26 protein-coding genes, 1 pseudogene and 1 riboswitch are annotated in these 26,507 nt (G+C 67.6%); of the genes and pseudogenes, 18 read left to right on the forward strand and 9 right to left on the reverse strand.

Going from position 1 to position 26,507, the window contains the following annotated elements; genetic code table 11:
• The first annotated feature begins 266 nt into the window (after positions 1–266).
• Together C451_RS16865 and C451_RS16870 are read left to right on the forward strand one after the other, a co-directional pair.
• The gene (locus tag C451_RS16865) at positions 267–1,112 is read left to right on the forward strand and encodes a sulfite exporter TauE/SafE family protein (RefSeq protein ID WP_007742441.1); all 846 of its coding nucleotides are present in this window, start codon (positions 267–269) and stop codon (positions 1,110–1,112) included.
• Positions 1,113–3,527 (forward strand): heavy metal translocating P-type ATPase, encoded by a 2,415-nt coding sequence (locus tag C451_RS16870; protein WP_007742442.1) that lies wholly within the window; start codon positions 1,113–1,115, stop codon positions 3,525–3,527.
• A gap of 37 nt (positions 3,528–3,564) precedes the next feature.
• Here the strand turns inward: C451_RS16870 and C451_RS16875 are convergent, their stop codons facing one another.
• Positions 3,565–4,842 (reverse strand): amidohydrolase, encoded by a 1,278-nt coding sequence (locus tag C451_RS16875; RefSeq protein ID WP_007742443.1) that lies wholly within the window; start codon positions 4,840–4,842, stop codon positions 3,565–3,567.
• Positions 4,843–4,880: 38 nt separating this feature from the next.
• A complete protein-coding gene (locus tag C451_RS16880) occupies positions 4,881–5,195 on the reverse strand; it encodes an uS10/mL48 family ribosomal protein (protein WP_007742444.1) in 315 nt (104 codons plus the stop codon).
• A gap of 98 nt (positions 5,196–5,293) precedes the next feature.
• Between C451_RS16880 and C451_RS16885 the strand changes: the two genes are divergently transcribed.
• Together C451_RS16885 and C451_RS16890 are read left to right on the forward strand one after the other, a co-directional pair.
• Entirely contained in the window at positions 5,294–5,719 is a 426-nt protein-coding gene (locus tag C451_RS16885) for a bis(5'-nucleosyl)-tetraphosphatase (protein WP_007742445.1), read from the forward strand.
• Between the two features lie 21 nt (positions 5,720–5,740).
• The gene (locus tag C451_RS16890) at positions 5,741–6,778 is read left to right on the forward strand and encodes a DUF5787 family protein (RefSeq protein WP_007742447.1); all 1,038 of its coding nucleotides are present in this window, start codon (positions 5,741–5,743) and stop codon (positions 6,776–6,778) included.
• Between the two features lies 1 nt (position 6,779).
• Here C451_RS16890 and C451_RS16895 read toward each other — a convergent pair whose 3' ends face one another.
• Positions 6,780–7,265, reverse strand: a complete 486-nt coding sequence (locus tag C451_RS16895) for a DUF5797 family protein (RefSeq protein WP_007742448.1) — start codon at positions 7,263–7,265, stop codon at positions 6,780–6,782.
• Positions 7,266–7,468: 203 nt separating this feature from the next.
• Between C451_RS16895 and C451_RS16900 the strand changes: the two genes are divergently transcribed.
• The 11 genes from C451_RS16900 to C451_RS16950 all read left to right on the forward strand — a co-directional run bounded on the left by C451_RS16900 (position 7,469) and on the right by C451_RS16950 (position 19,972).
• Positions 7,469–8,461: an AAA family ATPase gene (locus tag C451_RS16900; RefSeq protein ID WP_007742449.1), complete on the forward strand. Its 993-nt coding sequence runs from the start codon at positions 7,469–7,471 to the stop codon at positions 8,459–8,461.
• Positions 8,458–9,432, forward strand: coding sequence for a DUF58 domain-containing protein (locus tag C451_RS16905; protein ID WP_007742451.1), 975 nt, complete (start codon positions 8,458–8,460; stop codon positions 9,430–9,432). Before C451_RS16900 ends, C451_RS16905 begins: the two co-directional genes overlap by 4 nt.
• Positions 9,429–11,687 carry a transglutaminase TgpA family protein gene (locus tag C451_RS16910; RefSeq protein ID WP_007742453.1) on the forward strand — a complete coding sequence of 753 codons (2,259 nt, stop codon included), beginning with the start codon at positions 9,429–9,431 and terminating at the stop codon, positions 11,685–11,687. The genes C451_RS16905 and C451_RS16910 overlap by 4 nt, the downstream gene beginning before the upstream one ends.
• Before the next feature lie 27 nt (positions 11,688–11,714).
• A complete protein-coding gene (gene yciH, locus C451_RS16915) occupies positions 11,715–12,008 on the forward strand; it encodes a stress response translation initiation inhibitor YciH (RefSeq protein WP_004054969.1) in 294 nt (97 codons plus the stop codon).
• 412 nt (positions 12,009–12,420) lie between these two features.
• Positions 12,421–14,133: a glutamate--tRNA ligase gene (locus tag C451_RS16920; protein ID WP_007742455.1), complete on the forward strand. Its 1,713-nt coding sequence runs from the start codon at positions 12,421–12,423 to the stop codon at positions 14,131–14,133.
• 81 nt (positions 14,134–14,214) lie between these two features.
• Positions 14,215–14,640 (forward strand): hypothetical protein, encoded by a 426-nt coding sequence (locus C451_RS16925; RefSeq protein WP_007742456.1) that lies wholly within the window; start codon positions 14,215–14,217, stop codon positions 14,638–14,640.
• Positions 14,641–14,695: 55 nt separating this feature from the next.
• Positions 14,696–15,025: a 4Fe-4S dicluster domain-containing protein gene (locus tag C451_RS16930; protein WP_007742457.1), complete on the forward strand. Its 330-nt coding sequence runs from the start codon at positions 14,696–14,698 to the stop codon at positions 15,023–15,025.
• Between the two features lie 91 nt (positions 15,026–15,116).
• Positions 15,117–15,974, forward strand: coding sequence for an electron transfer flavoprotein subunit beta/FixA family protein (locus C451_RS16935; protein WP_007742458.1), 858 nt, complete (start codon positions 15,117–15,119; stop codon positions 15,972–15,974).
• The gene (locus C451_RS16940; protein WP_007742460.1) at positions 15,971–17,926 is read left to right on the forward strand and encodes an electron transfer flavoprotein subunit alpha/FixB family protein; all 1,956 of its coding nucleotides are present in this window, start codon (positions 15,971–15,973) and stop codon (positions 17,924–17,926) included. Before C451_RS16935 ends, C451_RS16940 begins: the two co-directional genes overlap by 4 nt.
• Positions 17,919–19,592, forward strand: coding sequence for an FAD-dependent monooxygenase (locus C451_RS16945; protein WP_049913183.1), 1,674 nt, complete (start codon positions 17,919–17,921; stop codon positions 19,590–19,592). The genes C451_RS16940 and C451_RS16945 overlap by 8 nt, the downstream gene beginning before the upstream one ends.
• Positions 19,592–19,972 carry a hypothetical protein gene (locus C451_RS16950; RefSeq protein WP_007742462.1) on the forward strand — a complete coding sequence of 127 codons (381 nt, stop codon included), beginning with the start codon at positions 19,592–19,594 and terminating at the stop codon, positions 19,970–19,972. The genes C451_RS16945 and C451_RS16950 overlap by 1 nt, the downstream gene beginning before the upstream one ends.
• On the opposite strand, the gene C451_RS16955 is transcribed toward C451_RS16950, so the two are convergent.
• The 3 genes and pseudogenes from C451_RS16955 to C451_RS24615 all read right to left on the reverse strand — a co-directional run.
• Complete coding sequence (locus tag C451_RS16955) at positions 19,969–20,598, reverse strand: diadenylate cyclase (protein ID WP_007742463.1); 630 nt, start codon at positions 20,596–20,598, stop codon at positions 19,969–19,971. The two genes, C451_RS16950 and C451_RS16955, sit on opposite strands and share 4 nt — an antisense overlap.
• On the reverse strand, positions 20,586–21,050 hold the full coding sequence (locus tag C451_RS24610) for a universal stress protein (protein WP_449271511.1): 465 nt from the start codon (positions 21,048–21,050) through the stop codon (positions 20,586–20,588). Before C451_RS24610 ends, C451_RS16955 begins: the two co-directional genes overlap by 13 nt.
• A gap of 6 nt (positions 21,051–21,056) precedes the next feature.
• Positions 21,057–21,740: pseudogene (locus C451_RS24615) on the reverse strand (APC family permease); the annotation flags it as partial.
• A 147-nt stretch (positions 21,741–21,887) separates the two neighbouring features.
• Between C451_RS24615 and C451_RS16965 the strand changes: the two are divergent.
• Complete coding sequence (locus tag C451_RS16965) at positions 21,888–22,631, forward strand: GNAT family N-acetyltransferase (protein WP_049913184.1); 744 nt, start codon at positions 21,888–21,890, stop codon at positions 22,629–22,631.
• Here the strand turns inward: C451_RS16965 and C451_RS22995 are convergent, their stop codons facing one another.
• On the reverse strand, positions 22,632–22,796 hold the full coding sequence (locus C451_RS22995; RefSeq protein ID WP_007742470.1) for a hypothetical protein: 165 nt from the start codon (positions 22,794–22,796) through the stop codon (positions 22,632–22,634). It lies immediately after the preceding gene.
• Between the two features lie 37 nt (positions 22,797–22,833).
• Positions 22,834–23,316, reverse strand: coding sequence for a DUF456 domain-containing protein (locus C451_RS16970; RefSeq protein WP_007742471.1), 483 nt, complete (start codon positions 23,314–23,316; stop codon positions 22,834–22,836).
• Between the two features lie 47 nt (positions 23,317–23,363).
• A riboswitch (Fluoride riboswitch) is annotated at positions 23,364–23,431 on the forward strand.
• Positions 23,432–23,436: 5 nt separating this feature from the next.
• Between C451_RS16970 and C451_RS16975 the strand changes: the two genes are divergently transcribed.
• Both C451_RS16975 and crcB read left to right on the forward strand, forming a co-directional pair.
• Entirely contained in the window at positions 23,437–23,826 is a 390-nt protein-coding gene (locus C451_RS16975; RefSeq protein ID WP_007742472.1) for a fluoride efflux transporter FluC, read from the forward strand.
• Positions 23,823–24,182: a fluoride efflux transporter CrcB gene (gene crcB / locus C451_RS16980; RefSeq protein ID WP_007742473.1), complete on the forward strand. Its 360-nt coding sequence runs from the start codon at positions 23,823–23,825 to the stop codon at positions 24,180–24,182. The genes C451_RS16975 and crcB overlap by 4 nt, the downstream gene beginning before the upstream one ends.
• A gap of 5 nt (positions 24,183–24,187) precedes the next feature.
• Here the strand turns inward: crcB and tmcA are convergent, their stop codons facing one another.
• Positions 24,188–26,428, reverse strand: coding sequence for a tRNA(Met) cytidine acetyltransferase TmcA (tmcA, locus tag C451_RS16985; protein ID WP_007742474.1), 2,241 nt, complete (start codon positions 26,426–26,428; stop codon positions 24,188–24,190).
• Positions 26,429–26,507: the final 79 nt, after the last annotated feature.

The raw sequence follows: 26,507 nt of genomic DNA on the forward strand, positions 1-26,507 counted from the left end.
CCGCACAGCACCGCCGAAGCCCTCGGCGCGCGCTCACTCCGTTCGCTACTCGCTCCCTACGGTCGTCTGCTCGCGGGCCGGAGGCCCGCTCGCAGGGTACGAGGGACCTTCGGTCCTCGCTACTCGCGCGCCTCGCCCTTCATCCGCCAGGACCGCACCGCGACTGCCACCACCGGGTGGCCCGGGGCCGCCGAAACTCACGTTCGCGGTTGCGGTTCGAGCATCGAACCAGAACCCATTACGTCGACCGTACCGTAGCGACTGCAATGGTTGCCAGCCCGCTCGCAGCCGTCGGGACGGGGATCTCCGGTCAGCTCTCGGGACTCGCGACGGGCGGCTACGGGCTGGCGGTGTTCTTCCTCATCGGACTGTTCGGCGGCGCACACTGCATCGGGATGTGCGGACCGCTGGTCGCGACCTACGCCGAGCGCATGGAGACCGACGACCGCTGGTCGGGCGCGCTCACGCTCTACGAGGTGCGCCAGCACGCGCTGTTCAACCTCGGGCGCACGATCAGCTACGCGCTCATCGGCGGGATCTTCGGTCTCGCCGGCGCGCTCCTCTACGGCACGGTGGAACTCGCGGGCGTGCTCGGCCCGATCCAGGGCGCGATCGGCATCGTGATGGGTGGCGCGATCGTCGTGATGGGCGTCACTCGGTTGGCGGGCTACCAACAGGGCACGGTCGAGGGAATCGTCGCCGGCACGGGGATCGGCTCGCTGTTCGCCCGGAGCTACACGGCCATCTCGACGCGCATCGACCGCTGGGTCAACGGCGTCGGGATCATGGGTCTGGGCGCGCTCCACGGCCTCCTCCCCTGCATGCTGCTCTATCCTGCCTTTCTCTACGCGTTCGCACAGGGCTCGCCCCTTCACGGACTCCTCTCGCTTGGCGCGCTCGGTCTCGGGACGATTCCGAGCGTCTTTCTCTACGGCACGGTCATCCAGTCGGTGAGCGCGCGCCAGCGACAGGTCGTCCACTACGGCCTTGGCGTACTGTTTATCGGGCTCGGTTACGTACTGCTGGCGATGGGTTTCATGCGTTTCGGCATCACTCTCCCGCTGCCGGAGATCCCCTACTACCAGCCGCTCGGACCGGGTGGGGGCGCCTGAATGGCGGCGTGTACGCTCTGTGAACTCCCCGTCGAGGAACCGATCACCGATCCGGACGTCGACGGCGAGTTCTGCTGTCGTGGCTGTCTCGAAGTCGCCCGCCTCGTCGACGAGGACGAGGAGACCGAACTCTCGATCACGGCCATCCGCGAGCGCGCGGCCGACGAAGATCCCGAACTCTCGGTTCCCGAGGGAGCCGAGACGGCCTATCTCTCGGTCGACGGGATGCACTGTCAGACCTGCGAGGGGTTCATCGAACTGCTCGCCGAGGAGGAGTCGGGCGTCCACGAGGCGCGCGCGAGCTACGCGACCGAGATGCTCCGGATCGTCTACGATCCCGACGAAACCGATCGCGAGGCGCTCGCCGAGGCGGTGAGTCGCCTCGGCTATCGTGCGAGCGGGCCCGACGAGGAGGACGACTCGCTGCGCTCGCGCGTCGAGTTCGGGAAGTATCGAGCCGTTCTCGCCGCAGTGGTGATGATGCCCGTGCTGGTCCTCTACATCCTGTTCATCTATCCCGTCTATCTCGGCATCTATCCAGAGAGCTTCCTCTACGGGGGAACCATCGAGGCGATGGTGTTCGGCCCGCTCGCGGTCTGGAGCACCCTCATCCTGATCGGCCTCGGCTATCCGATCTTCCGCGGGGCCTACGTGAGCCTGCGCGTCGGCCGGCCGAACATGGACGTGCTCATCGCCATCGCCGTGCTCGCGGCCTACGGCTACTCGCTGGTGACCTTGCTCGCCGGCGGGCGTGACCCGTACTTCGACGTCGCAGTGATGGTGCTCGTCGTCGTCACGATCGGCAACCACATCGAGTCGCGCGTCAAGCGCGCCGCGCTCGGCAACCGGACCGAACTCACCGACTCGCGGGCGAGCGAGGCGCGCCGGATGGTCGGCGACACCACCGAGACGATCGATATCGACGCCTGCGAACCGGGCGATCACCTGCTCGTCAAACCCGGCGAGCGCATCCCGGTCGACGGAACCATCGTCGAGGGCACCGCGGCCATCGACGAGGCGCTCGTCACCGGCGAGTCGGTCCCCCAGCGCAAGTCCGACGGCGACGACGTGCTGGGTGGGTCGGTGCTCACCGACAGCGCGATCGTCGTCGAAGTCGGCCCGGACGCCACGAGCACGATCGATCGGCTCGTCGAGCTGCTCTGGAGCGTCAAGAGTTCGGATTCGGGCGTTCAGCGTCTCGTCAACCGGTTCGCGGTCGTGTTCGTCCCGCTCGTGGTCTCGATCGCCGCGCTCACGGCCGTCGGCTGGCTCGCGCTCGGCAACGACGTGAGCACGGCCATGCTGGCCGGCGTTTCGGTCCTCGTGATCTCCTGTCCGTGCTCGCTCGGCATCGCCACGCCGCTCGCGCTCGCGGCGGCCACCCGCGACGCCGCCGACGATCGGATCCTGGTGCTCAACGAGACGGTGCTCGAACGGATCAACGACTCGGACATCGTCGTCTTCGACAAGACGGGGACGCTCACCACCGGTGAGATGGAACTCGCCGACGTCGTGGGCGAGAGCGAGGACGAGGTGCTGGCGATGGCCGCCGCCGTCGAACGCCGATCGAGCCATCCGATCGCCGCCGCCATCGACGCGGCCGCACCGCCGACCACCCGCTCGGTCTCCGCCTTCGAGCGCGCCGATCGCACCGTCTCGGCGCTCGTCGACGACACCCGCGTCGTCGTCGGTCATCCCGATTCGTTCGGCGACGAGTGGGCGATGCCCGAAGGGATCGAGCGGGCAGTCGTCGAGGCCTACGATTCGGGAACCCATCCGACCGCCGTCGCGTGGGATGGAGAGGTACGTGGGCTCGTGACGGTCCGCGACACGCCCCGCGAGGGCTGGGCCGACGTCGTCTCGGACCTCGCGGCCGACGATCGCGAGATCGTCGTGCTGACCGGTGACGACGAGCGGATGACCGGCACGTTCGCGAGCCACCCCGACGTCGACCAGGTGTTCTCGGGCGTACGCCCCGAGTCGAAGGGTGCGATCGTCCGTGGCCTGCGCGAGCGCGGGACGACCACGATGGTCGGCGACGGGACGAACGACGCGCCGGCGCTCGCGAGCGCGGATCTCGGCATCGCCGTCGCGAGCGGCACCGAGATCGCCATCGAAGCGGCCGACGCCGTCGTGATGGACGACCGCCTCGAAGCCGTGCCCGAACTGTTCTCGCTGGCGACGGCGACGCGCGGGCGCATCAAGCAGAACCTGCTCTGGGCGGGCGCGTACAACGCGGTGGCGATCCCGCTCGCGATCGCCGGCGTCATCACGCCGCTGCTCGCCGCCCTCATGATGGCCGTCAGCAGCCTCATCGTCGTCTACAACTCCAAGCGCCGGCTCCTGGACGATTCCGAACGGTCGATACCGTCCAGCGAGCGCCCGCAGGTACAGCCCCGACCGCAGTCGAACTGACCTGGCGCTCACACCGATCATCGTCGGAATCGCGGCGTTACGGTCGTCGTTCGGCGATCTCCTGAATCGAATCGGTGAGTGTATCGACGCCGATGGCGATCGATTCCTCGTCGACGTCGAAGGTCGCGGTGTGATGCCCTCCTGGATGATCGGTGCCGACACAGACGTAGGCCGCCAGCCCGCCGTTCTCCTGGACTTCTCGCATGAGATAGGTCGCGTCCTCGCTGCCGCCGAGCGCGTCGCGTTCGGTCGCCGTCTCGACGCGTTCCATACTTGTGGTGACCTCGTGGACGAGATCGACGAGCCCGGCGTCGCTTTCGGCGCTCGGCGCACCACCCACGGTCGAGAGCGAGAGCGAACAGCCGTGCATCGCGGCGGCGTTGTCGAGAATTCGCTCGGCGCGCTCGCGGGTGTACTCCATCAGTTCCGTACTCTGGCCCCGGACTTCGCCCTCGACGAACGCCTCTTCGGGGACGATGTTCGTCGCACTGCCGCCGCCGACCATCCCTGCGTTCACCCTCGTGGGACCGTCGCCGTGGCGCGGGATCGCGTAGAGGTTTTGAACGGCAGTCGCCATCGCCTGTACCGCGTTGTCGCCCGCGTTCGGCTCGTTGCCGGCGTGGGCGGGAGCGCCCGAGAAGTCGGCGCGGAAGTGATGCACAGCCAGAAAGTCGTCGATGCCCGCGACCACCTCGCCCGTCGGGTGGTCGAGGCCGACGTGCACAGCTAAAAGGTAGTCCACGTCGTCGAGATGGCCGCTGTCGGCCATCGGCTTCCCGCCGGCGACCATCTCCTCGCCGGGCTGGAACAGGAGCTTCAGCGTCCCCTGGAAATCGCTCTCGGCGATCGCTTCGAGCACCCCGATGCCGATGGTCGCGTGGGCGTCGTGCCCACAGGCGTGCATCGCGCCCGTTTCGGAGCGAAACCCTTCCTTGACTGGTGTGTGCTCCTCGCTCTCCGACTCCTCGCGGAGCAGGCCGTCGATGTCGACACGGAGCGCGACCGTGGGTCCCGCGCCGCGTTCGAGCACTGCCACCGCGCCGGTGTAGCCACCCTCCAGTCGATCGAGCACGTCCTCGCGTGCGCCGGTCTCGCGGGCACGGTCGTACCATCGCTGGAGCTCGTCACCGTCGGGCACGGCCGTGCGATCGCCGTCGGCGAGCGCGTCCGGGCCGACGTGGAGTTCGTCGACGCCGATGCGCTCGCACTCGTCGACGATGCGGCTCGTGGTGTAGAACTCCCGCCAGGCGGGTTCCGGGTGGCGGTGGAGGTCGCGGCGCAGTTCGACGAGGTCGGCGTGGCGGGCGTCCTGCATACGCCGACTGCGTGGCCCCGATTCTTAAATCCGGACGCTCAGCGGACCTGTTCGACGTCGATCTCGACGTGGACGCCGGCGGGGAACCCGCTATCGGCGACGCTGCGGGCGAACTCGTCGTGGCCGACGATCTCGATCGTGCGCGAGTAGATCGTGTAGGTCCAGTCGGCGAACCGCCCGCCGGACGTCGAGAGCCGTTTCGACTGTGGGGCGCGTTGCTGGCGAGGCTGACCCGCGTGTGGGCCGCCGAACTCGACGCCCTTGCGGGCGGCGCTCTCCTTGATCTCCGTGACCGTGCGATCGAGCGCGCCCCGGTCGCCGCTCGTGAGGGCGAGCTTCGTGACGAAAGGCATACTCGGTAGTGAGTTCCCGCCCGCTCAAAACGGCCCCGGTTGGCCGCGTCGCCCGGTGAAACAACAACCAATTAAACGCTGCCCGAATAGCCACTCCAATGGCAGTCGAAGCGACGAGCGCGGGGGCTATCCTCTTTCGCGACACGAGAGGCCGCCGCGAGTATCTCTTGCTCAAGAGCCGTCCCGGGGACTGGGAGTTCCCCAAAGGCGGCGTCGAGGGCGAGGAAGAACTCCAGCAGACGGCGATTCGAGAGGTAACGGAGGAATCGGGGATCAGCGATTTCAGACTCATCGACGGGTTCCGCCGCGAGTACGACTACGTGTTTCAGGCCGGCGGCGAAACCATCCACAAGACGGTGCATCTGTTCATCGCCGAATCCGCCGAGGCCAGCGCCGAGCTCTCGCACGAACACCGCGACCACCAGTGGCGCGACTACGAGCAGGCGCTCAACACGATCACCCAAGATGGTCCACGCGACATCTTCCGGGAGGCTCACGACTACATCGACGATGCGGACTACTGAGGAACCGGCGGCCGACGGGATGTGAGCCCCGACAGCGAGTTCGTCTTCGAGCTTGGGGTCTGTGGCTGGGCCGAGCGCAACTGGCCACCCGACGGCGATCTCGATCCCGATACGGCGGCGATCGTCGCGCGCCAGCTCGGCACCAGATACCGACGCTGGGACACAGTGATAATCAAGGCCGACAGGGAGGCACTCGCCCAGCGCGCCCGTTTCGGTACTCGAGCGCTCGATAGCGACCTGCTCCGTGTTGTCGAGAACGCCCCCGAATCGTGGACGTGGTATCGGGACGCCCTGCCCGAGCCCGATTTCCCCTGGCGATACGTGCGCGAGGCGGTCCATCGAGCCGCCGGCCGCGGAATCGTCGAAACCCGTCGGCAGAACAATCGCATCGAACTCCGGCGGAAATGGCGCTATCCGAACTGGATCGAGCGGATCGTCGCCATCGAGAACAAACCCGATCTCGACGCGAGCGCCGCGCGCGCCCTCGCCGGACAGATCGAGCGCGACGTGGCGCTCGCTCTCTGCGACGAGGTTTGGGTCGCCACCGCCAGCACCGAACACTCGATCGAACCCGTGCTTCTGGAGGATTTCCCCGTCGAGGCGGGTGTTCTGGTCGTCGATACCGACGCCGACGATGCCGCGAGCGTCGCCTGGCATCCCCGAACGCTCGCCGCCGCCGAAGCGGGCACGCGGATCACCGACCGGGCCAGCGGCGACGAGGGCGCGGCGACCGTCGAGTTCGCCGATCCGGACTGGAAGGCCGAGAAACGACTCGCCATCGCCGAGCGGGCCTACGAGCGCGGCTGGCGGTCGTACGCCGACACGATGCGCCCCGACTGTCGGCATTTCGAGCTTCGCGAGTCCGGCCGGACCGCCCTGCCGTGGTGTGCGGCGAAGGAAAAACACCAGAGCGCCGCCGAGTGTGCGGGCTCCTGTCCGAAATTCGAGCCCGAACCTCCCACGTGGCGATCACACGGTTGGCCGATCGAGGGTGGTCCCGGAAAAGCGATACAGCGGTTGTTGGATGACCGGCGCGAGCGCCAACGGCCCGGCGAGTAGCTTACTCGTCGAGCGGTTCGACGACCACGTCCTCGCGCTCGACGGCCAGCCGGAAGGTCGGCACGGTCTTCTGGACGACGTCGACGACACCCCGGCGGGCGAGCCCGCGCAGCGCCGAACGCACGTTCTCGGGTGCAGGGTCGATATCGTGGGCGTCGCGGAGGCTGTGCAGGACCGAGACGACGCTCTCGGCGCGGTCGTCCTCGTCGGCGACGACGGCGAACACCTGTGCCTGGAGTTCGGGCACGGTTACGGTTCGTGGGCCGTCGTCTTCGGTGTCGGCTCCGACGAGATCGGCGGCGTCGGCGGTCGCGCGGATCAGACTGTCCTCGTCGCGGTAGTAGTACGCTTTGAGCTCGCTTTCGAGATACTGGTGGACCTCGCTGCCGCTGTCCATCCCCCAGCGCTCCTCGAGTTCGCCGTTCTTCGTCGGCTGGAGGGCCACCACGTCGGCGAGACGCTCCTGTGCCTCCTCGGAGAGGGCCATCGGCCGGCGGTATGGAAAGCGGCTATAACTTCTTTCTGGAATCGCGTCGCCGGTCGATCGGTGATCGAACTAGTGAGGGACCGTGTGTCTGTCAGTCACAGTGAAGCAGCAACGTTACATGCGCTCGGCCCCACAAACGTGCAAATGCGTCGGTACGAGTGTTTCACCCCCCGTCCGAGCGCCCCAACGCTGCCGTCGCAGCCATGACGGATGCGGACGCCGACACCGATGGCGGGCGGCCCGCGGCCGCCGCGACCGACCGCCAGCCCCGTCTCTCGATCGCCGAAACCGGCGAGCTCGCCACCGCCGTCATCGAGAACACCGAGGAGGTGATCGTCGGCAGCCACGACGCCATCGAGCATATCGTGACGACGATGCTCGCGCGCGGCCACGTCCTGCTCGAAGACGTGCCCGGTGTGGGCAAGACGATGCTCGCGCGAGCGATCGCGCGCTCGTTCGAGAGCTCGTTCAACCGCGTGCAGTTCACGCCCGACCTGCTTCCCTCCGACGTGACGGGCGTGAACGTCTTCAACCAGAAAACACGGGAGTTCGAGTTCCGGAGCGGCCCCATCTTCGCCAACGTCGTGCTCGGCGACGAGATCAATCGTGCGCCGCCGAAGACCCAGAGTGCGCTGCTCGAAGCGATGGAAGAACAGCAGGTCACCGTCGACGGCGCGACGCACGCGCTCGCCGATCCATTCACGGTGATCGCGACGCAGAACGCCGTCGAGCGCAATCGAACGTACGAGCTCCCGCTGGCCGAGGTCGATCGGTTCATGAAACGGCTCGAACTCGGCTATCCGACACCGGACGACGAATCGGCGATGCTCGAGAACGTCGTCGGCACCCATCCCATCGAAACGCTCGAACCGGTCGCCAGCCTCGATCAGCTCCGGGCCGCCCGCGAGCGGGTCGCGACGATCACTGTCGCCGAGCCCGTTCGCGAGTACGTCACCAGACTCGCCAATCACACCCGCGAGCGCGCCCAGCTCGGCGTGAGCCCGCGCGGGTCGCTGTCGCTGCTGCGCGCCGCCCAGGCGCGGGCCGCCCTCGACGGGCGCGAGTACGTCGTTCCCGACGACATCCAGCACGAGGCGGTCGTCACCCTCGCCCATCGGGTTCGACCGGTCGGCGAGAGCGACGAAACGGGCCGTGACGTGATCCGGGCGGCGCTGTCGTCGGTTCGGGTCGAATGAGACCGACGCGCCGGGCGGTCGCGCTGGTCGGGCTGGTCGTACTGGCCGTCTGGCTCGCCGTCACGTTCGGCGCGCGCTCGCTGAACGCGCTCGTCGTCCCGGCGCTCGTCGCGCTCGTCGCGGCCGCCGTCCAGCTCCTGCTCGCCGACCGTCCGACGATCCGACGTCGCCCGCCCGCTGCCGGTTTTCCGGGTGAGACGCGCCGTATCGAACTCGCCGTCGAGACCGACGACCCGCTCGCCGCACGGCTCTCCGAGCAGGTCGGCGACGGGCTGGCATCGACGTTCGACGGGGCGACCCTGAGCGTGCCGACGACGATCGAGTACGAGATCGGGCTTCGAGAGCGCGGCGAACAGCGGCTCGGGCCGCTCACGCTCACCGTCACCGACGCGTTCGGCCTGCTCTCGCGCACGTTCGAGTATCCGCGGCGCACGCCCGTGCTCGTCTATCCCGAACTCCACGACGTCGGCGATATGGGCGTCGTCGGCGGACTCGCCGAGCACGCCGACGAGCGCGAGCGGTTCGACGGGCTCCGCGAGTACGTCCGTGGCGACAGCCTCCGCGACGTCCACTGGAAATCGAGCGCGAAACGCGACGATCTCGTCGTGATGGAGTTCGACGGGACGCGCGAGCTGACCGCCCTCACGGTCGCCGCCGAGGCGACCGCCGGCCACGCCGACGAGATGGCGAGCGCGGCCGCGAGCGTCGCCGTCTCGCTGCTCGACGCCGGCTTCGCCGTCGCGCTCCGGTATCCGGGTGGCGAGGTCGAACGTACCGGCGGCGAGCAACAGCGCGAGCGGGTGTTGAGCGCGCTCGCGCGGGCGGGCACGGGCCGTGTCGAGCACGAGGCCGATCTCCGCGTCTTCACCGACGATCGCGGCACGCGGCTCACGGTCGATGGTCGTGAGTTTCCCTTCGAATCGATCGGTACAGCAGCGAACGCCGTGGCTACCGGGAGGGCGGAGTCGTGAGCGTCGCGACCGAACGCTCGTGGGTCGGCGATGGCGCGCGGCGTGCGCTCGCCCTCGGCGCGACGGCGCTGCTGATGGGCTCCTTTCTCGCCGTTCTCTCGAACGTCACCGACGTCGCCGGCGGCACCGACCGGCTGGTGCTGTTCGTCGCCGGGAGTCTGCTCGCGGCGACGGTGCTGGCGCGCTTCCTACCGGCGGCGCTCGCACCCGTCCTCGCCGCCGGACTGTTCGCCGTCGGGCTCTGGGGCTACATCCAGGCGGTGCCGAACGGCGAGTTGCTCCTCCGCTCGTTCGACGCGGTGCGCGCTGACGTGATCGCGCTGCTGACGGGGCTCTCGATCCTCCGGATCGCCGAGGCAGGCGTCTGGGCGATCGGTTTCGCGCCCGCGCCGACGTTTCTGACGTGGTATCTGGCGCTGCGGCGACACTACGTCGCCAGCGCGATCAGCGGCGGCGTGGCACTCGGCTTCTTCGTCCTCACCGGTGATGCAGGACCGATCGTCGCCCTCGTCGGCGTCGTCGGTGCGGCCGGTGTCGTCGGCTTCGGCGAACTCGAACGTCACCGGGGGAGCGTCGGACAGGTCGAAACGCTCGTGGCCGTGCTCGCGGCGATGATCGTGCTCGCACCGCTCGTGAGCGTCGTTCCCGGTGGTGCCGCCGATCCGATGGTGTCCTCGGGTAGTGGCGGTCCGGAGACGATCGAAGCCGGCCTGCTCACGGGTGGCGACGAGGTAAGTGTCCAGGGCTCGATCTCGCTCTCGCCGAAGGTCCGATTCACCGTCGAGAGCGAGAACCAGGAGTATTGGCGCGTGGCGAGCTACGACCGCTACACGGGCCAGGGATGGGTCAGGACCGGTGACGACCGACCCTACAACGGCTCGCTCGCCGGTCCGCCGGGCGACGCGACACGGCTCACGCAGACCTACACGACCGAGATGTCGCTCTCGATCATGCCGGCAGCGTGGAAACCGAGCACCGTTTCGGGCGACCCAGCCGACGACGCGCGCGTGACGTCGCTCGCCGGCCTCCAGCCCGACGGAACGCTGGCGAACGGGACGAGCTACACGGTCACGAGCCAGCGGCCGAACTGGACGGCCGACGAACTGCGCTCGGCCGGCGAGGACTACCCCGACGGGATTCGGGGCCGATACACACAGCTACCAGAGAGCACGCCCGAACGCGTCGCCAACCGGACCGATCGCCTCACGAGCAACGCCGACACCCCCTACGACACCGCTCGTACCATCGAGCGCTGGCTCGAAGGATCGAAGAACTACTCGCTCGACGTGGACCGGCCGGACGGCTCCATCGCCGACTCGTATCTCTTCGAGATGAACGCCGGCTACTGTACCTACTACGCGACGACGATGGCGACGATGCTGCGGACTCAGGACATCCCGGCACGGTTCGTGACGGGTTACACACCGGGCCAGCGCGTCGCGCGCGACGAGTGGGTCGTCCGCGGGCTCGACAGCCACGCCTGGGTCGAGGTCTACTTCCCCGAGACCGGCTGGGTGCGCTTCGATCCGACACCGGCCGAGTCGCGCTCGGCCGTCGAGGAGAGTAACCTCGAAAACGCGCGCGCGGGCAACGAATCGAACGTCGACACCAACCGCTCGGAGGACGGCGAATGGACGCCGACGCCCGAAGCGACGCCCGCCGGCGGAAGCGACGATACGGGATCGAGCGCCAGCGACACGGCCAACCCGGCCGGACTCCAGCGTGCCGCCGAGCAGGACGCGCCGGATGCAGCCAACGGCTCGGCGACGCCGGCCGGTGGGGGAGCGGCAGGTGGCACGACGTCGGCCACGGACTCGTCACCGCTGCCGGAACTCCCCTCACCGTCGCGCGAGCAGGTGGCGTTCGGGCTCGTCGCGCTCGTCGGGCTCGCTGCGGGCGCACACCGCACGGGGCTGGCCGAGCGACTCTACCGCGCGCTCTGGCTGCGCTACTGGCCGAGCGGATCGCCGACCGAAACGACCGAGGCGGCCTTCGAGCGCCTCGAATACCTGCTCGCCGACGAGCACCGCCCACGTCGCGACGGCGAGACGCCACGGGAGTATCTCGCCGCGATCGACGCCGACGACCGCGCCCGCCGGGTCGGCGCGCTCTTCGAGCGCGCCCACTACGGCGAGGCGGTGAGCGACGCCGACGCCACCGAGGCACGGGCGCTGGTCGACGAACTCCGCGGCGAGCGCACCCCCGTGCTCGGTCGGTTTCGGCGCTCGCGCGAGCGAGGTCCCGACAGTATTTAATATGGCCGTCTCATATATATCGCTGTAATGTCGGAAGTCTGCTCGACGTGCGGCCTGCCCGAGGAACTCTGCGTCTGCGAAGACGTCGCCAGAGAGTCCCAGCAGATCACCATCCGCATCGACGAGCGTAGATACGGAAAGGAGGTAACGATCGTCGAAGGGTTCGATCCGCAGGACGTCGACATGTCGAGTCTGTCCTCGGACCTGAAATCCAAATTCGCCTGTGGCGGCACCATCGAGGACGACGCCATCGAACTCCAGGGCAATCACACCGGCCGCATCGAGGACTTCCTCCGCGACAAAGGCTACAACGTCGCATAGGGACCTTTTTACTGCGGGGGTCGCGCTCGCTACGTCTGCTCACGGGCGGCTTCGCCGCCCGTTCGCACGGCCAGCGGGACCTTCGGTCCCGCTCGGCTCGCCCGACCCCCGCTTGCAAAAAGCTACGCTAAAAACTCCCGCTCGCAAACTGCGCGAGCGGTGAACCGCGCTCACTCCGTTCGCGCGGATGCCACACCTTCGCACAGCACCGCGATCGCTGACCGTACACTGCCGCAACCAAACAGCACCGCAGAAGCCCTCGCGCTCTCGCTGGTCGCGCTCGCCCTTCATCCACCAAGGAACCGCCGACCACCACCACACGGCAACCGCGCCGCTGCCGCGACCGCACCGCCACCGCCGCGGGCCACCGAAACCCGACGGGTTTTCATCGCCCGCGTCTGAGCCATCCTCAATGGACGACGATCTTCGCGAGCGCGTCGAGCACGAGGCCGAGCGCCACGCCCTGCTCAACGCGGTCAAACACGGCGAGGAGGCCGACGTCGGCGCGGTAATCGGCCCGCTGATGGGCGAGAACCCGGAGTTCCAGGAGCACGGCGACGAGGTTCCGGGGGCCGTCGCCCCTATCGTCTCACAGGTGAACGAACTCGGCGAGGAGGGTCGCCAGAAGCGCCTCGAAGCGCTCGCGCCCGACCTGCTCGCCGATCTCGAAGCCGATGACGAGGGTGACGACCATCCACTGCCCGACCTGCCGAACGCCGAGGAGGGGGAGGTCCGAATGCGGCTGGCACCCAATCCGAACGGGCCGTGGCATCTCGGCAGCGCCCGCATGCCCGCCGTCATTGGCACCTACAAAGACCGGTACGACGGCTGGATGCTCTGCCGATTCGACGACACCGATCCCGAGACCAAACGCCCCGATCCCGCGGCCTACGACGCCATCCTAGAGGCGATCGACTATCTGGGCTTCGAACCCGACGAAGTGGCCCGGGCCTCCGACCGGATGGAGACCTACTACGAACACGCGCGCGAACTCATCGACCTCGGCGGCGCGTACACCTGCTCGTGTCCCGCCGCGGAGTTCTCCGATCTGAAGAATTCGGGCGAGGCCTGCCCACATCGGGAGAAAGCACCCGAGACGACGCGCGAGGAGTTCGACGCGATGGTCGCCGGCGAGTACGACGCCGGCGAGATGGTGCTGCGCGTGCGCACCGATATCGAGCACAAGAACCCCGCACTCAGGGACTGGGTCGCCTTCCGGATGATCGACACGCCACACCCCCGCGAGGCGGCCAGCGAGTACCGATGCTGGCCCTTGCTCGATTTCCAGTCGGGTGTCGACGACCACCTGTTCGGGGTCACGCATATCATCCGCGGCATCGACCTCCAGGACTCCGCCAAGCGCCAGCGCTTTCTCTACGACTACTTCGACTGGGAATACCCCGAAGTAACCCACTGGGGCCACGTCCAGATCGACGCCTACGACGTGAAGATGAGCACCTCGACGATCAAGAGACTCGTCGAGGCGGGCGAACTCGACGGCTGGGACGATCCCCGCGCGCCCACGGTCGCGAGCCTTCGCCGGCGCGGGATCCGCGGTGACGCCATCACCGAGGCGATGGTCTCGCTCGGCACGTCGACGAGCAACGTCGATCTGGCGATGAGCGCGATCTACGCCGCCAACCGCGAGCGCATCGACGAGGAAACCGACCGCGCCTTCCTCGTTCGTGACGGCGTCGAAAAGACCGTCGTCGGTGGCCCGGAAACGGGTGAACCACCGGTCCATCCCAATCACGAGGAGCGCGGCGTTCGCGAGATCCCCGTCGAGGGGGGTGTGCTAATCGAACCCGACGACGTGCCGGCCAACGGCGAGCGCGTCTGGCTCAAGGGCTACGGCTGTGTGCGCCACACGCGCGACGCCTTCGAGTTCGTCGGCACCGACATCGACGTCGTTCGCGAGGAGGACGTCCCCGTGGTGCACTGGGTGCCGGCCGACGACAACCGCACGGTCCTATTGCGAACGATGGAGGGCGACGTCGAGGGTCAGGCCGAACCCGGGATCGCCGATCGAGAGCCCGACGAGATGGTCCAGTTCGAGCGCATCGGGTTCGCACGCATCGACGCCCAGCACGAGGACGAGACCGTCGCGTACTACGCCCACCCCTGAGCCGTCGACTCTCTTCCCTCCGAGCCATCGGTCTTCGGTTTTGGCCCATACGTTTTCGTCCCCGGACGTGCTATCGCCGCCATGACGGGCGCGGAACTCACGGAACACGTCGAGGGGATCGTCCACGAGGAGACACAGGTCGGCGACGACGGACTCGATCTGACGCTCGCGGCCGTCCACGAGATCGAGACGCCGGGACGCGTGGACTTCGGCGGTGGAGAGCTCGACGCCGCGAGCACGACACCCCGTGGAACGGAGAAGCGAAACGCCGAGGACGACTACGGCTGGTGGCGGCTCGAAGCGGGCCAGTATCTCGTCGAATTCAACGAACGAGTCGATGCCGACGAACCACTCGTCCTCCAGACGCGCGCCGAACTACGCGAGCGCGGTGCGTTCCACCCGACGCTGTTCGTCCGCGAGGTCGAACGCGTCCCGCTGTCGATCCCGTCCGGCGGGATCCTCTTGAAGGAGAACGCACGGATCTCGACGCTGCTCGCCCCGCCGTGACCGATCCCGTTCGGTCGAAGAGTTAAATAGTCGGCTGTCGTGAGTGTTGATTGGTATGGCGATCGACCCTGAATTCGAACAGAACCGCGAGACGGTGGACGAACACGAGGGTCACGACGTCTGGGGGCCGGTCGAGGAACCCGAACAGTTGGGGATCCACGGCACGCACGTCGCGGTGGATTTCGACATCTGCATCGCCGATGGCGCGTGTCTGGAGGACTGTCCCGTCGACGTCTTCGAGTGGGTCGACTCGCCCGACCATCCCGAGAGCGAGATCAAGGCCGACCCGACCCACGAGGCCCAGTGTATCGACTGCATGCTCTGTGTCGACGTCTGTCCCGTGGACGCGATCGACGTCGACGCGGGCCGTGCCGGCCGAACCTGACCCGATAGCGGCAAAAACGTACGGAATACCGGGACGGTAATAGTTGTCGGGGGAGTATGTTAGGAATAGTCACACGGGAGACCGACTAGCAATGCACACAGTCACGCTGACGAAGGGCGTTCCCGACTTCCGCGAGGGACAGGTATCGTTCGACGAGGACGGCCATCTCGAACGGGGCAACACCCCGACGGTGATGAATCCCAACGACAAGCACGCGCTCCGGACGGCGCTCCAGACGAAGGTCCGCCATGGGGGCCGGCTGAGCGTGATGAGCATGGGGCCACCGGGCTACGGCGACGTGCTCGGCGAGGCGATGGAGTCGGTCTACGCCGACGAGCTCTATCTCCTCTCTGATCGCGAGCTCGCGGCTTCCGACACCTGGGCGACGGCGATCACGATCGCCACCGGGTTGCAGAAGCTCGACGAGACTCCCGACCTCGTGTTCGCGGGGTTCAAAACCGCCGACGGCGAGACCGGCCACACCGGCCCGCAGGCCTGCTGGTGTCTCGACTGGCCGATCATCACCCACGTGATCGCGCTCGACGTCGACGAAGACGAGGGAACGGTGCGGGCGAAACGACTCGTCGAGGGCGATATCGAGGAGATCGAGACCGTGGAAGCGCCGATACCGGCGTTCGTCGTCGCCGATCCGGAGTTCGAGCCCACCTACCGCACGGCCGGCGATCGCCTCACGCTGAAAGACCTCCGTGCGGAGACCAAAGAGCGCGCGAAGAACCACGAGGAGCACATGACGACCTGGGATCACGCGGATCTGAACCTCGATCCCGACTACATCGGGCTGGACGGTTCGCCGACGATCGTCTCGTCGGTCGACCCGATCCCGAAAGCGCCGGCCGAGCGCGAGGCGACGATGGTCGATCCGGGCGACGAAGCGGGCATGAGCGAGGTCTTCGACGCGATGGCGGCCCACGCGGGAGGCGAGCAATGAGCGAACTCGACCCCGGCGAGCACACCGTCGAACAGCTTCAGGACGAGCTGGACGAGATCGACAGCCCGCGCGAGCTCGAAGGGTTGCTTGACGCCGAGAAAGACGGCAAACAGCGAAAGAGCGCCCAGGAGGCGATCCGCGCACGGATGCGCGCGGTGAACACCGACGAGGACGACGCGATCGACGAGGGCACCGAAACCGAGGGCGAGTACCGCGAGTCGGCCGACGAGATCGAGGACGACGGTGGAGACGACGAAAGCGAGGCAGGCGACGCGGACGAATCCGAGGACCTCGCGCTCGACCCGTCGGAGTACGACATCGCCGAATTTGGCCCGGCGATCAAGGACGTCGAGGATCCTGCCGAACTCGACGCGATCCTCGATGCGGAACGAGCGGGCGAGAACCGCGACAACGTCGTGACGCTGATCGAGAGCCGGATCGAGAAAGTAGGTGAAAACGAGGAAGCCGAAGGCGGCGAGATCGATCCCACCGAACTCTCGACGGCCGGGCTCGGCAACGCCCTCCAGGGTATCGACGACGCCGAGCGCCTCCGGGAAGTCCTCGACGCCGAACAGGCCGGCGAGGATCGGGATGCGGCGACGAACCTCATCGAAAAACGCATCGAGTCGGTCCAGAAAGACGACGAGCCCGAGGAGATCGAGGTCGTTCCTCCGGAAGAGAAACATCCGGATCTCGACCATCCGACGGCGGACAAACAGTACGTCAAGGCGCTCGACGACGGCGAGTACCGGGACATGTGGGTCTACTGCGAGACGCAGGCGGGCGAGCTCGTCGACGTCTCGAAGGAGATGCTCGGCAAGGCCCGCGAGCTGATGGACGGCTACAACGAGACGTACGACGAGGATGAGCGCGTCGTGGCGGTGCTCGTCGGCAGCGACGTCGAAAAACACGCTGAAGACGTCGTCGCCTACGGCGCGGACGTGGTCGTCTACCACGAGGACGAGCGACTGGAGCGATTCCAGCACAAGCCCTACACCGAACTGTTCTGTGACATGGCGCGGGCGGGCGCGATCCCCGGTGAGAGCCGCGGTCGCGACGCAGCCGTCGACTGGCGCGAGTACGACGAACCCCGGTACACGGTGTTCCCGGCGACGAACAACGGACGGGATCTCTCGGCGCTCGTCCAGGGCGAACTCGACTCCGGACTGGCCTCCGACTGTTCGGATCTCTACATCGAGGAATCGATGATCTCGAATCCGGCCAAGACCGGGCGACCGGGCGCGAAAAAGGAGTTCGAGCGCGTGCTCCACATGAAGCGCCCCGATTTCTCCGGGTTCGAGTATTCGACCATCCTCTGTCTCGACAACCCGACCAGGGAGTTCCACCCACAGGGCGCGTCGGTGATCCCGGGGAGTTTCGACCTGCCCGAACCCGATCACGACAGGGAGGGCGAGATCGTCGATCACGACGGCGAGCTCGACGAGGACTGGCTTCGTGTTTCGGTCACCGATCACGACCGACTCGACGAGGGCGTCGATCTCACCGGTCACGACGTGGTGGTGGCAATGGGGCGGGGGATCGGCGACAGCCCCACCGAGGGGATGGAGCTCGGGCTCGATCTCCGTGACGCCTTCGACGACGCCGCGCTCGGCGTCTCCCGAGGGATCGTCACCGGTGCCTACGAGTTCGCGGGCCACGTCACGGAGTATACGGCCGAAGAACGACAGATCGGCGAGACGGGGCAGGTAGTGGAACCAGATCTCTACATCGCTGCCGGGATCTCGGGGGCCGTCCAGCACAAGGTCGGGATGGACGAATCCGAGACGATCGTCGCTGTGAACACCGATCCCGACGCGCGCATCCGTGACTTTTCGGACTACTTCATCGAGGGCGATCTCTTCGATGTACTGCCGACGCTCACTGCGGCACTCGAATCCGGTGAACTGGAGCCACAGCAACTCGCAGCCGATGGAGGCACCAACGATGACTGACGAACACGAACACTACGAGGCGGTGGTGGTCGGAGCGGGTCCGGGCGGCGCGGCGGCGGCCGCGACGCTCGCGCGCAACGGCGTCGAAACCGTGGTCCTGGAACGGGGCGTCGATGCTGGATCGAAAAACGTCACCGGGGGCCTCATCTACGCCGAGGAATCCGCCCCCTACACGATCGACGGGCTCCTGCCGGGCTTTCGTGAGCACGCGACCGAACGGCCCGTCACCGACTACTACATCCACAACATCGCCGGCGAGAAGGTGAAGACATTCGACATCACCCAGGGACACGAGCGCGACACCGAGTGGGCCGACGCGGTCCTCCGCCGGAAGATGGATTCCTGGATGGCCGAACGGGTCCACGAACTCACCCGCGAGACCGGCGGCGGGCTGCTGACGGGCGTGAAGGTGAACGGTCTCCTGCGGGACAACAACGAGATCGTCGGCGTCACCTGCGAGGAGCTCGACCCGATCGAGGCCGATTTCATCGTCGCCGCCGACGGCGTGAACTCCGAACTCGCGCGCGCAGCAGGGCTGATGGACTGGGAAGAGCCCGAGGAGTGGTTCCAGGGCGTGAAGGCCGTCGTCGATATGCCCGGCGATGCCATCAACGAACGGTTCGGGATCGACGACGACGAGGGCGAGGCGCATCTGTTCTCCGGCGATCTCTACGACGGCGTCCGTGGCGGTGGCTTCCTCTACACCAACGAGAGCTCGCTGTGCATCGGGAACGTCTTCCATCTCGACAGCATCGTCGCGGAGGAAGCCGAGGTACAGGAGCTGCTCGACGCGTTGCTCACCCACCCGCTGCTCGCCCAGTGGCTCGGCGAGGAGTACGACGAACGGGAGTATTCGGCCAAACTCGTCCCCGATTCGAAGAAGGCCGCCAACCCCTCGCCTCACGAGGGCCGGCTCGTGCTCGTCGGCGATGCGGGCGGCCAGATGCAGGCCCAAGGACCGATCATCAAGGGGATGAACCACGCGGTGACGGCCGGCGCGCTCGCTGCCGAGGCGTTCGTCGAAGCTCGTTCCAGGGGAAAACCCAGTACCGCCGGCGAGCGCTACGAGCAGCGCCTCCACGACGAGGGCGTGATGGCGAAGCTCCGACCGATGCGCTACGAGGTCGCGAGCGCGGCCGGCGAGAACGATATCACCACCGATCTCGCCGAACGACTGCTCGATTCGCCGCTCGGGCGCGCCAGCGTGCGTGCCGCCGACACGGCCGGGTTGCTCGGGCGGGCCTACGGCTCGCCGTATCTGGCGTCGATGATGCCCGATACGAAGACGCCCTACGTGACGCTGCCGACGATCATCGCCGAGGAGCTCGGAACGCGTGTCGCGGACGACAACACCATCGAGCCGCCGAGTCTCGGCGAGCGCATCGGCGAGCTGACCTACGACACCGACGTCGGCAACCCACATATCGTTCTGGAAGACGACTCCGTCGCAGCCAGCGGTGCGGCCGTGACGGCCTGCCCGGTGAGTGCCGAGGGGTTCGGCGGTGGCTGCTATCGCGAGGAGACAGTACAATCGAACGGCGACGAGGAGCGCGTCGTGAGCCTCGACACCCAGCCCTGCGTCGAGTGTGGGACCTGTGCCGTCGTCGCCGACACGCAGTGGGAACACCCGCGCGGCGGCAAGGGCGTCGAGTTCCGGGAGGGCTGATGGCTCGCCCGGAAACGAAGTACCGCGAGCGGATCGGCGAACTCGCCGCGCGGGCCGCCCGCGACCGTGCGACGTTCGAGCCGCCCCCGAATCCCCCGGACGAGGAGCGGGCGATGACGTTCCTTCGCGAAGGGCTTGGCCCGCTCGTGGTGCTCTATCTCGACGCGCGGACTGCGGACGAAGCGGTCGTCTTTTCGAACAAGGAGTTGGCCCGGTTCCACCGTGCGACGAACGACTGGCTCGCGCTGTACGCACGCTGTTACGGCGTTTCGATGGAGCCCGACACGACCGTCAGGAAGGCCGCCGAGGTACTCATCGGGACGGACGACATCCGGGCGACGGCGCAGTTGCTCACGCACGTCCCGGCGCGCACGGGCTAGTCCTGTGTACGCCAGCGGCCGCCGAGTTCGGCTCGATCGTAGTCCTCGAACGTGCCGTCGACGAACGTCGTCACACGGCCGGTCTCCTCACTGAGCGTGATCGTCGCGACCACGTCGTCGCGCAGCGAGGTGTCGAGCGCGCTCATGTGTCGCGATCCCATCCAGTCGGCGTAGGCGATCGGGCCGCCGTTGTGCTCTTCGAGCGTTGCACGATCGAGATCCTTCAGTCGGACCAGCCGTTCCTGGAGCACACCGTCGATGCTCGCGATCACCGCACCGTCCATCCGGTCGGCGGTCGTCGCGGCCGCCGCGTGGAACGCCTCGATATCGCCGAAGACGCTGGCACAGCGCTCGACCGGCCAGCGGTTCGCACCCATCGGGTCGGCGTACCCCTCGACCGAGGTGCCCGAGACGATCGCGAGGTAGAAGCCAGGGCCGCTGACGTGCGGTTCGCCCCAGCGGTCGAACTCCAGACTGATGGCCTCGAGACAGAAGCGTACGATGTCGACCATCTCCTCGACCCGCCGATGATGGGCGTACGCGATGTCGAGTTCGTCGCGATCGTCGTCGGTCCGCTTGCCGGCCATCGGCGGATCGCCGGCGCGGACGTCGTCTACTGGAGCCATCGACGGAGTGAGTACCGGGCCTGTGACGATAGCCCTTCGTTTCGTTTCGCGATCACGACCGTGTCGTCGGCCGCGCGGGCGACCTCCTCGGGAATCGCGCCGAAGACGAACTGCTGGAGCAGCCCCTCGCGGGTCGAGCCGACGACGGTCAGGTCGTGTTCGCTCGTGCGATCGGTGATGGCGTCGAGCACGTCGTCGCTCTCGACGACGGTGGTTTCGACCGCGACCTCGGCCGCCCGGAGCTCGGCCGCGCTCTCCTCGGCCTGTTCGCGCGCGTCGTCGACGTCGCCGTCGGGCGGGACTACCCGGAGTACCTCCGCCCGTGCGCCCGTGGCGCGACAGATCGCCCGGCCGATCTCCCTGCTGAGCTCGGCGTGTGGCCCGCCAGCGGTGGGGAGCAGTACCGATTCGACGTCGCCGGCGGCGTCGTCGCCGAGGCGCTCGACGAGCACGTCACAGTCGGCGTCGGTCGCGATCGCCGAGAAGCCGAAGAAGGTGATGAACACGAGCGCGCTCGTCACGCCGATCTCGGCGAACTGACCGACGTTCTCCGCCGCCGACGTCGCGACGATGTCCGTATTGAACGCCTGGAGCCCGCCGTAGAGGAAGAACCCGACGAGCACCACCTTGAGCGTGGTGACGACGATCTGGAACTGGCTCGACTCCTCGCTGCCGCGGATGTTGATGAACACCAACAGTGCGAGAACGGCAACCCCCGGCAGCCAGTAGGGGATCGCCTGCGGGATGCCGACGAGCGGGTAGATGAACCGGTAGAACCAGTCCGAAAACGATGCGAGGTAGAAGGCAGCGCTCGCCGGATAGCCGAGGATCATCGTCCAGCCCATGATGTAGGTGAAGTTCTGCTTGAAAGTATTGGCGACGTACATGTAGCCGCCGCCGCTCTCGGGGTAGATCGAGGAGAATTCGGCGTAGGCCGCCGCCGTGAAAGCGGCGACGACCGCCGCGATCGCGAAGGAGAGAATGGCGATAACGCCGACCTTGCTCACCGCCAGTCCCGAGAGCACGAAGATCCCCGCGGCCATCATCGTCCCGATGCCGATGGCGAGTGCTCCGAGCAGCCCGATATCCCGATTCAGCTCGGTGGTGACCTCGCCGGCGTCGCCGGCGGCCGCGTCGCTCATGATGCGAGAACGCACGCTGCTAACGGTTTCAGCCATGTCCCTTCAGAGGCAAGCAGCAACGCGATAGAATCCGATCGAGAGATCGGTCGTGACAGTCGTGCGTGACCTCGGTCAACAGTTAAGTGACGTGGTGTGCTAACTACGAACATGCAAGTGTCGGAAACAGTTGATTTCAGCCACGAAGACAGGAAGAGCATCTACGAGTATATCGAAGACAGCGACGACCCCGTCGCCGCCGGCGACGTCCGCGAGTCGCTCCGCCTCGATCCGGGCGGCTTTCGCCACCACGTCGCCATCCTGAAGCGTGACGGGCTCGTCACCGAGGAGGGGAGCGAGCTCCGGGCGACGTTCGAGGGCAGCGACGAGACCGACGAGGAGCAGTTCGATGCCGAAGGCCTGACGTTCACCATCCGGCCGGCGATCGAGACCGATCGCTCCGGGCTGGTCGGGGTCATCCGACAGGTCGCCGGCGGCAAGACCTACACCGTCGCCGAGAGCGTCGCCGACATCATCGATCACGAGGAGACGGTCGTCCAGCAGAGTCCCGTCCACTCGCGGATGTTCTTCGTCGCCACCGTCAACGACGAGGTGGTCGGCTGGATCCATCTCGAATCGCCGGAGTTGGAGAAACTCTCGCATACGGCCGAACTCACCCTCGGGGTGTTGGAGGAGTACCAGGGCTACGGCATCGGCGGCCACCTGCTCGATCGCGGGCTCGACTGGGCCGACGAGAAGGGCTACGAGAAGCTCTACAACTCGATCCCCTCGACCAACGAGGAGGCAGTCGAGTTCTTCGAGGCACACGGTGGAGAGGTCGAGGCCGTCCGCGAGAACCACTACACGTACGACGGCGAGTACATCGACGAGGTGATGCTGGCGCTCGAACCCTGATCACTGCCAGTTCTCGCTCGCACCCTCCAGTGGTTCGGCGACGACACCCTCCTGCTGGACGAGCGCGCGACCGTGCGCCGTACAGACCTCGCGGTTCGCGGCCCACGGAACGTGGAGTCGTACCGCTGCCGGTCGATCGCAGCCCTCCTCGGCACACGCAGCCATACCTATCGTTCGGCACGAACCCATACAACGATTGCCCTCAGAGGAGGATGACGGCCACGAGCGCGACGAGCATCGTCACCGTCACGAGCAGCTGGACAACCGTCGAGGCGAGCACCCCGACGGCGGCGTAGAGCGCCGCGCGCAGGCTGCGCTCCGGGTTGCGGTGGCGGTAGAACTCGACGACGAACACGGTGCCGGCGACGCCGAGGACGATGCCGAGCGGCCCGACGACGAAGAAGAGGGCGATACCGACGATCGCCGCGAGCGTCGTCGTGACCATCGACGCGCCGCCAGCGCGCGCTGATACCGCACCGCCGAAGTAGTCCGCGACGAGCGCGAGCACGCCGACGACGGTCAGCGCGGCGAGCAACAGCGGCCCGGGTTCGGTGTAGCCGCTCGCCCACCAGTAGAGATAGACGCCGACGAGCGAACTCAGCGTGCCCGGCACCAGCGGCACGACGCTGCCGACGACGCCGAGGACGCCCAGACCGACGGCGGCAAGAACGGCGATATCGACCATACCGTGCATCGGGGACTGACGGGATTAAATACGCCGGGACCGACCCTCACCTATCGGGCGATGGGGTCCGCCTGCCACAATCGCTGGGCATCCAGCTGATGACTCCTCCCGGAGACTGCCATGTCGGGACCCCATCCACTCCGCACGCTCGAATCGATCGCCCTGATCGCCATCGGCGGGTTCGCCGGTGCGAACCTCCGCTTTCTCGTCGCACGATTTCTCCCGGGAACGGGCGGAACGCTCCTCGTCAACGTCGCCGGCAGTTTCGTGCTCGGCTTCGTCCTTTACGAGGCGCGCTATACGGGAATCCTCACCGAGCGAGCACGGCTGGTTCTCGCGACCGGTTTTCTCTCATCGCTGACGACGTACAGCACCTTTGCGCTCCAGACGACGCTGCTCGCCCGCCCGCTGTGGATGGTCGCGAACGTGCTCGCGACCTACGCGCTCGGGTTCGGTGGCGTGCTCGTGGGACGAGCGCTCGCCCGCCGGATCGGTGGCGGTTATCGATGACCGCGATCGACCCGGCCCATCTCGTCGGTACGGGCGGCGCGCTCGGTGCGCTCGCCCGAGTGTACGTGAGCCAGCGCTTCGAGGGCGAGTACCCGGTCGGCACGCTCGCGGTCAACGTCCTCGGCAGCCTCGCACTCGGGCTGGTGACGTTCGCCGGTGCGGGCGAGACGATCGTTCTCCTGGTCGGTACGGGCGCGTGTGGCTCCTTCACCACCTTCTCGTCGTTCTCGTTCGAGACCGTACGTTTGATCGAGGAGGGCGAAATCGGCCGGGCAGCGGTCAACGGACTCGCGAACCTCGTTGGATCGCTCGCGGCGATCGCGCTCGCGTGGCTCGTCGTTCGCGCGGTCGGCTGATGGACTCAATCCAGGAAGCGGTCGCGCTCGTCGTGGGCCGCACGGTTCCCGTACCGATCGACGAGCGGTTTGTAGGCGTCGCCGAGCGCACGCATGCACGCGCCGGTCGAGACGTAGTCGAGCGCGCCGGCCACCGCTTCCGTCGAGCGAGTCTGCAACACGCGCATGACGAGCAGGCGTTCCTCGCGCGCCGAGAGGTCGCCGTCCGCGTCCGTGAGGTGGCATAGTGCGAGCGCGCGGAAGACGTGCGGATGGATCTCCGCGAGGCCGGGGCCGTAGGCGGCGCTGGCGGCGACGCGCCACTCGTGGTCGGAAAAATTCACCTCGGCAGTGACATGGGTCGCCCCGAGCGCGGCCCGAACCACGTCGGGGTCGAGCGTAGCGAGCGCGTCGGTCAGCGTCGCACCGACGCGCTCGACGAACCGCCGCGCGTGGCGATCACGGAGTTCGTGACCGGCATCCGACAACGGTGCGAGCATCAGCGCGGAGTGCTCACCGCTGCGTTCGTTGCGCGTCGTCGCGAGATAGACCGTCGAAAAGCCGTTGCGACGCCAGAAATCGACGAGTGCGGGCGTCGCGCCGTAGCCGACGCCGAGCCAGTCGGTCGTCGCGGTCGCCCGTATCTCGTCGAGCAGTCGCGAGCCGAGCCCGCGCGAGCGGGCAGCCGGATGGGTGGCGATGCGGAGCACGCGCTGGCCGGTCGGCACGCCCGCTCGCTCGTCGCGGAGCTGGCTCGTGAGCACGTCCGGGAGGAGGTGGCCCTTGAGACGACTACCCTCGTACACCTCGCGGCACAGATCTTCGGGAAGGTCGCCCTCGCGGGCGAGTAGCGCGACGGAGACGACGTGACCCTCGGAGAGGAGCGCGTGAACGGAGACGTTCGGCGCGTCGAGCAGGCGCGCGAGGTCGTTCGGCTCCGTGCGATAGTGGGCGGCGACGAGCAGCCCGAACGCCTCGCGCAGACGGTGTTCGTCGGCGAGCAGTTCGACAGGTTCCGGCCGTGCGTAGGCGACGGTTTCGGGCGTCGCCTCTTCGACCAGCGGCGCGACAGGCGGGCGCGCGTCGAGCAGCAGTGCACGGAACGCCCACACCTCGATCGGGTCGCCGGCGGCGTATCTGATGGGGTCGTCGAGGCGCTGCTCGTGCACGGCGAACGCGCTGTCGTCGAGGCGATCGCGAAAGCGCACCGAGAACCCGCGGCCGGCCCCCTCGTAGCCGTGGACGGTCGTGACGAACGCGACCGCCGGCGCGGCGAGAAATTCGGTCAACCGGTCGACCGGGAGCGCGGCAGCCTCGTCGACCACGAGCAGGTCCGCCCGTTCGGCTTGCTCGGTCGCCATCGCGGGCGTCGCGAACCGCACCTCCCCTCCCCCCACTGCATCGAGTCGATGTGGGGTTTCGTCCCGATCCATATCGGCGAGCGCGTCGAGCGTCGCGAGCAGCTCCTGCGCGCGCTCGAAGATCGGCGCGGCGCTGCGGTAGGCGGGGGCGGTCACGAGGACGTCCTTCCCGTCGGCCGCCAGCGCACCGGCGGCCAGCCCGGCGGCGCTCGATTTCCCCCGCCCGCGATCGGCCTCGACGACGAGTGCCTCGCCCGGCTCGCGAAGTTCCTCGAAGGCGTGGACTGCCGCCATCTGATCGGGAGTCAGACAGGCCTCGTAGGCCGTTTCTGGAAACCCGTGTTCGTTCGGCGGAGCGGGTACGGGCCGCTGCTCGCGCGGCGGTGGATCGGTCAGACCATCGCACTCGATGGTTCCGAAATCGACGTTCGCGATGGCGATCCCCCGATGCGCTCGGAGCGTGTCGACCAGTCGCTGCCGGAAGTTGCCGGCCACCGATGCGGGTTCAAAGGGTGGCACGGCGAGCGTCGCCTCGAAGCCGTCCCGGCGATCGGGCCACGAATCGAGCGGCGGCGTGAGCACGAGGAGTAGTCCGCCGCCATCGACCGCCCCCACCGTGCGCCCGATCGCGTTCGGCCGACACTCGTCGTGGCAGTCGAGCACGATCGCTTCTCGAGTTCGACCGAGGAGTTCGTCGGCGTGCTTCGGCGTAATTCGCTCGCAGTCGAGATCGTCGGTGTCCTCGTTGGCGACGAGCGTCGTCGCCACTCCCGAAATCCCGGCCGCATCGAGTGCTTCGCGCGCCCCGGCATAGCAGTCCTCGCGCTCGCCGGTGAGCACCAGCGCGCGGCGCTCGTTCGCCCGGCGGGCCTCGTCGCCGAGCGCGGCCGCGAGGTCGGCGATCATACCGATGGACGGATACCGGACGGCATGGGCGCGTCGGTTCGCTGTCTCAGCCCGACCCACAAAACTTAGTCCGTGCGTC

The organism is Halococcus thailandensis JCM 13552 (assembly GCF_000336715.1).
Taxonomy (GTDB): domain Archaea; phylum Halobacteriota; class Halobacteria; order Halobacteriales; family Halococcaceae; genus Halococcus; species Halococcus thailandensis.

What these genes read in the sequence shown, in the direction of transcription:
- C451_RS16975 (WP_007742472.1), top strand. Translation starts at nt 23,437, where the DNA reads ATGTCGGGACCCCATCCACTCCGCACGCTCGAATCGATCGCCCTGATC.
- C451_RS16870 (WP_007742442.1), top strand. Translation starts at nt 1,113, where the DNA reads ATGGCGGCGTGTACGCTCTGTGAACTCCCCGTCGAGGAACCGATCACC.
- C451_RS16865 (WP_007742441.1), top strand. Translation starts at nt 267, where the DNA reads ATGGTTGCCAGCCCGCTCGCAGCCGTCGGGACGGGGATCTCCGGTCAG.
- C451_RS16875 (WP_007742443.1), bottom strand. Translation starts at nt 4,842, where the DNA reads ATGCAGGACGCCCGCCACGCCGACCTCGTCGAACTGCGCCGCGACCTC.
- C451_RS22995 (WP_007742470.1), bottom strand. Translation starts at nt 22,796, where the DNA reads ATGGCTGCGTGTGCCGAGGAGGGCTGCGATCGACCGGCAGCGGTACGA.
- C451_RS16905 (WP_007742451.1), top strand. Translation starts at nt 8,458, where the DNA reads ATGAGACCGACGCGCCGGGCGGTCGCGCTGGTCGGGCTGGTCGTACTG.
- crcB (WP_007742473.1), top strand. Translation starts at nt 23,823, where the DNA reads ATGACCGCGATCGACCCGGCCCATCTCGTCGGTACGGGCGGCGCGCTC.
- C451_RS16955 (WP_007742463.1), bottom strand. Translation starts at nt 20,598, where the DNA reads ATGGCTCCAGTAGACGACGTCCGCGCCGGCGATCCGCCGATGGCCGGC.
- C451_RS16925 (WP_007742456.1), top strand. Translation starts at nt 14,215, where the DNA reads ATGACGGGCGCGGAACTCACGGAACACGTCGAGGGGATCGTCCACGAG.
- C451_RS16885 (WP_007742445.1), top strand. Translation starts at nt 5,294, where the DNA reads ATGGCAGTCGAAGCGACGAGCGCGGGGGCTATCCTCTTTCGCGACACG.
- tmcA (WP_007742474.1), bottom strand. Translation starts at nt 26,428, where the DNA reads ATGATCGCCGACCTCGCGGCCGCGCTCGGCGACGAGGCCCGCCGGGCG.
- C451_RS16940 (WP_007742460.1), top strand. Translation starts at nt 15,971, where the DNA reads ATGAGCGAACTCGACCCCGGCGAGCACACCGTCGAACAGCTTCAGGAC.
- C451_RS16895 (WP_007742448.1), bottom strand. Translation starts at nt 7,265, where the DNA reads ATGGCCCTCTCCGAGGAGGCACAGGAGCGTCTCGCCGACGTGGTGGCC.
- C451_RS16880 (WP_007742444.1), bottom strand. Translation starts at nt 5,195, where the DNA reads ATGCCTTTCGTCACGAAGCTCGCCCTCACGAGCGGCGACCGGGGCGCG.
- C451_RS16920 (WP_007742455.1), top strand. Translation starts at nt 12,421, where the DNA reads ATGGACGACGATCTTCGCGAGCGCGTCGAGCACGAGGCCGAGCGCCAC.
- C451_RS16970 (WP_007742471.1), bottom strand. Translation starts at nt 23,316, where the DNA reads ATGGTCGATATCGCCGTTCTTGCCGCCGTCGGTCTGGGCGTCCTCGGC.
- C451_RS16965 (WP_049913184.1), top strand. Translation starts at nt 21,888, where the DNA reads ATGCAAGTGTCGGAAACAGTTGATTTCAGCCACGAAGACAGGAAGAGC.
- C451_RS16900 (WP_007742449.1), top strand. Translation starts at nt 7,469, where the DNA reads ATGACGGATGCGGACGCCGACACCGATGGCGGGCGGCCCGCGGCCGCC.
- yciH (WP_004054969.1), top strand. Translation starts at nt 11,715, where the DNA reads ATGTCGGAAGTCTGCTCGACGTGCGGCCTGCCCGAGGAACTCTGCGTC.
- C451_RS16945 (WP_049913183.1), top strand. Translation starts at nt 17,919, where the DNA reads ATGACTGACGAACACGAACACTACGAGGCGGTGGTGGTCGGAGCGGGT.
- C451_RS16930 (WP_007742457.1), top strand. Translation starts at nt 14,696, where the DNA reads ATGGCGATCGACCCTGAATTCGAACAGAACCGCGAGACGGTGGACGAA.
- C451_RS16935 (WP_007742458.1), top strand. Translation starts at nt 15,117, where the DNA reads ATGCACACAGTCACGCTGACGAAGGGCGTTCCCGACTTCCGCGAGGGA.
- C451_RS16950 (WP_007742462.1), top strand. Translation starts at nt 19,592, where the DNA reads ATGGCTCGCCCGGAAACGAAGTACCGCGAGCGGATCGGCGAACTCGCC.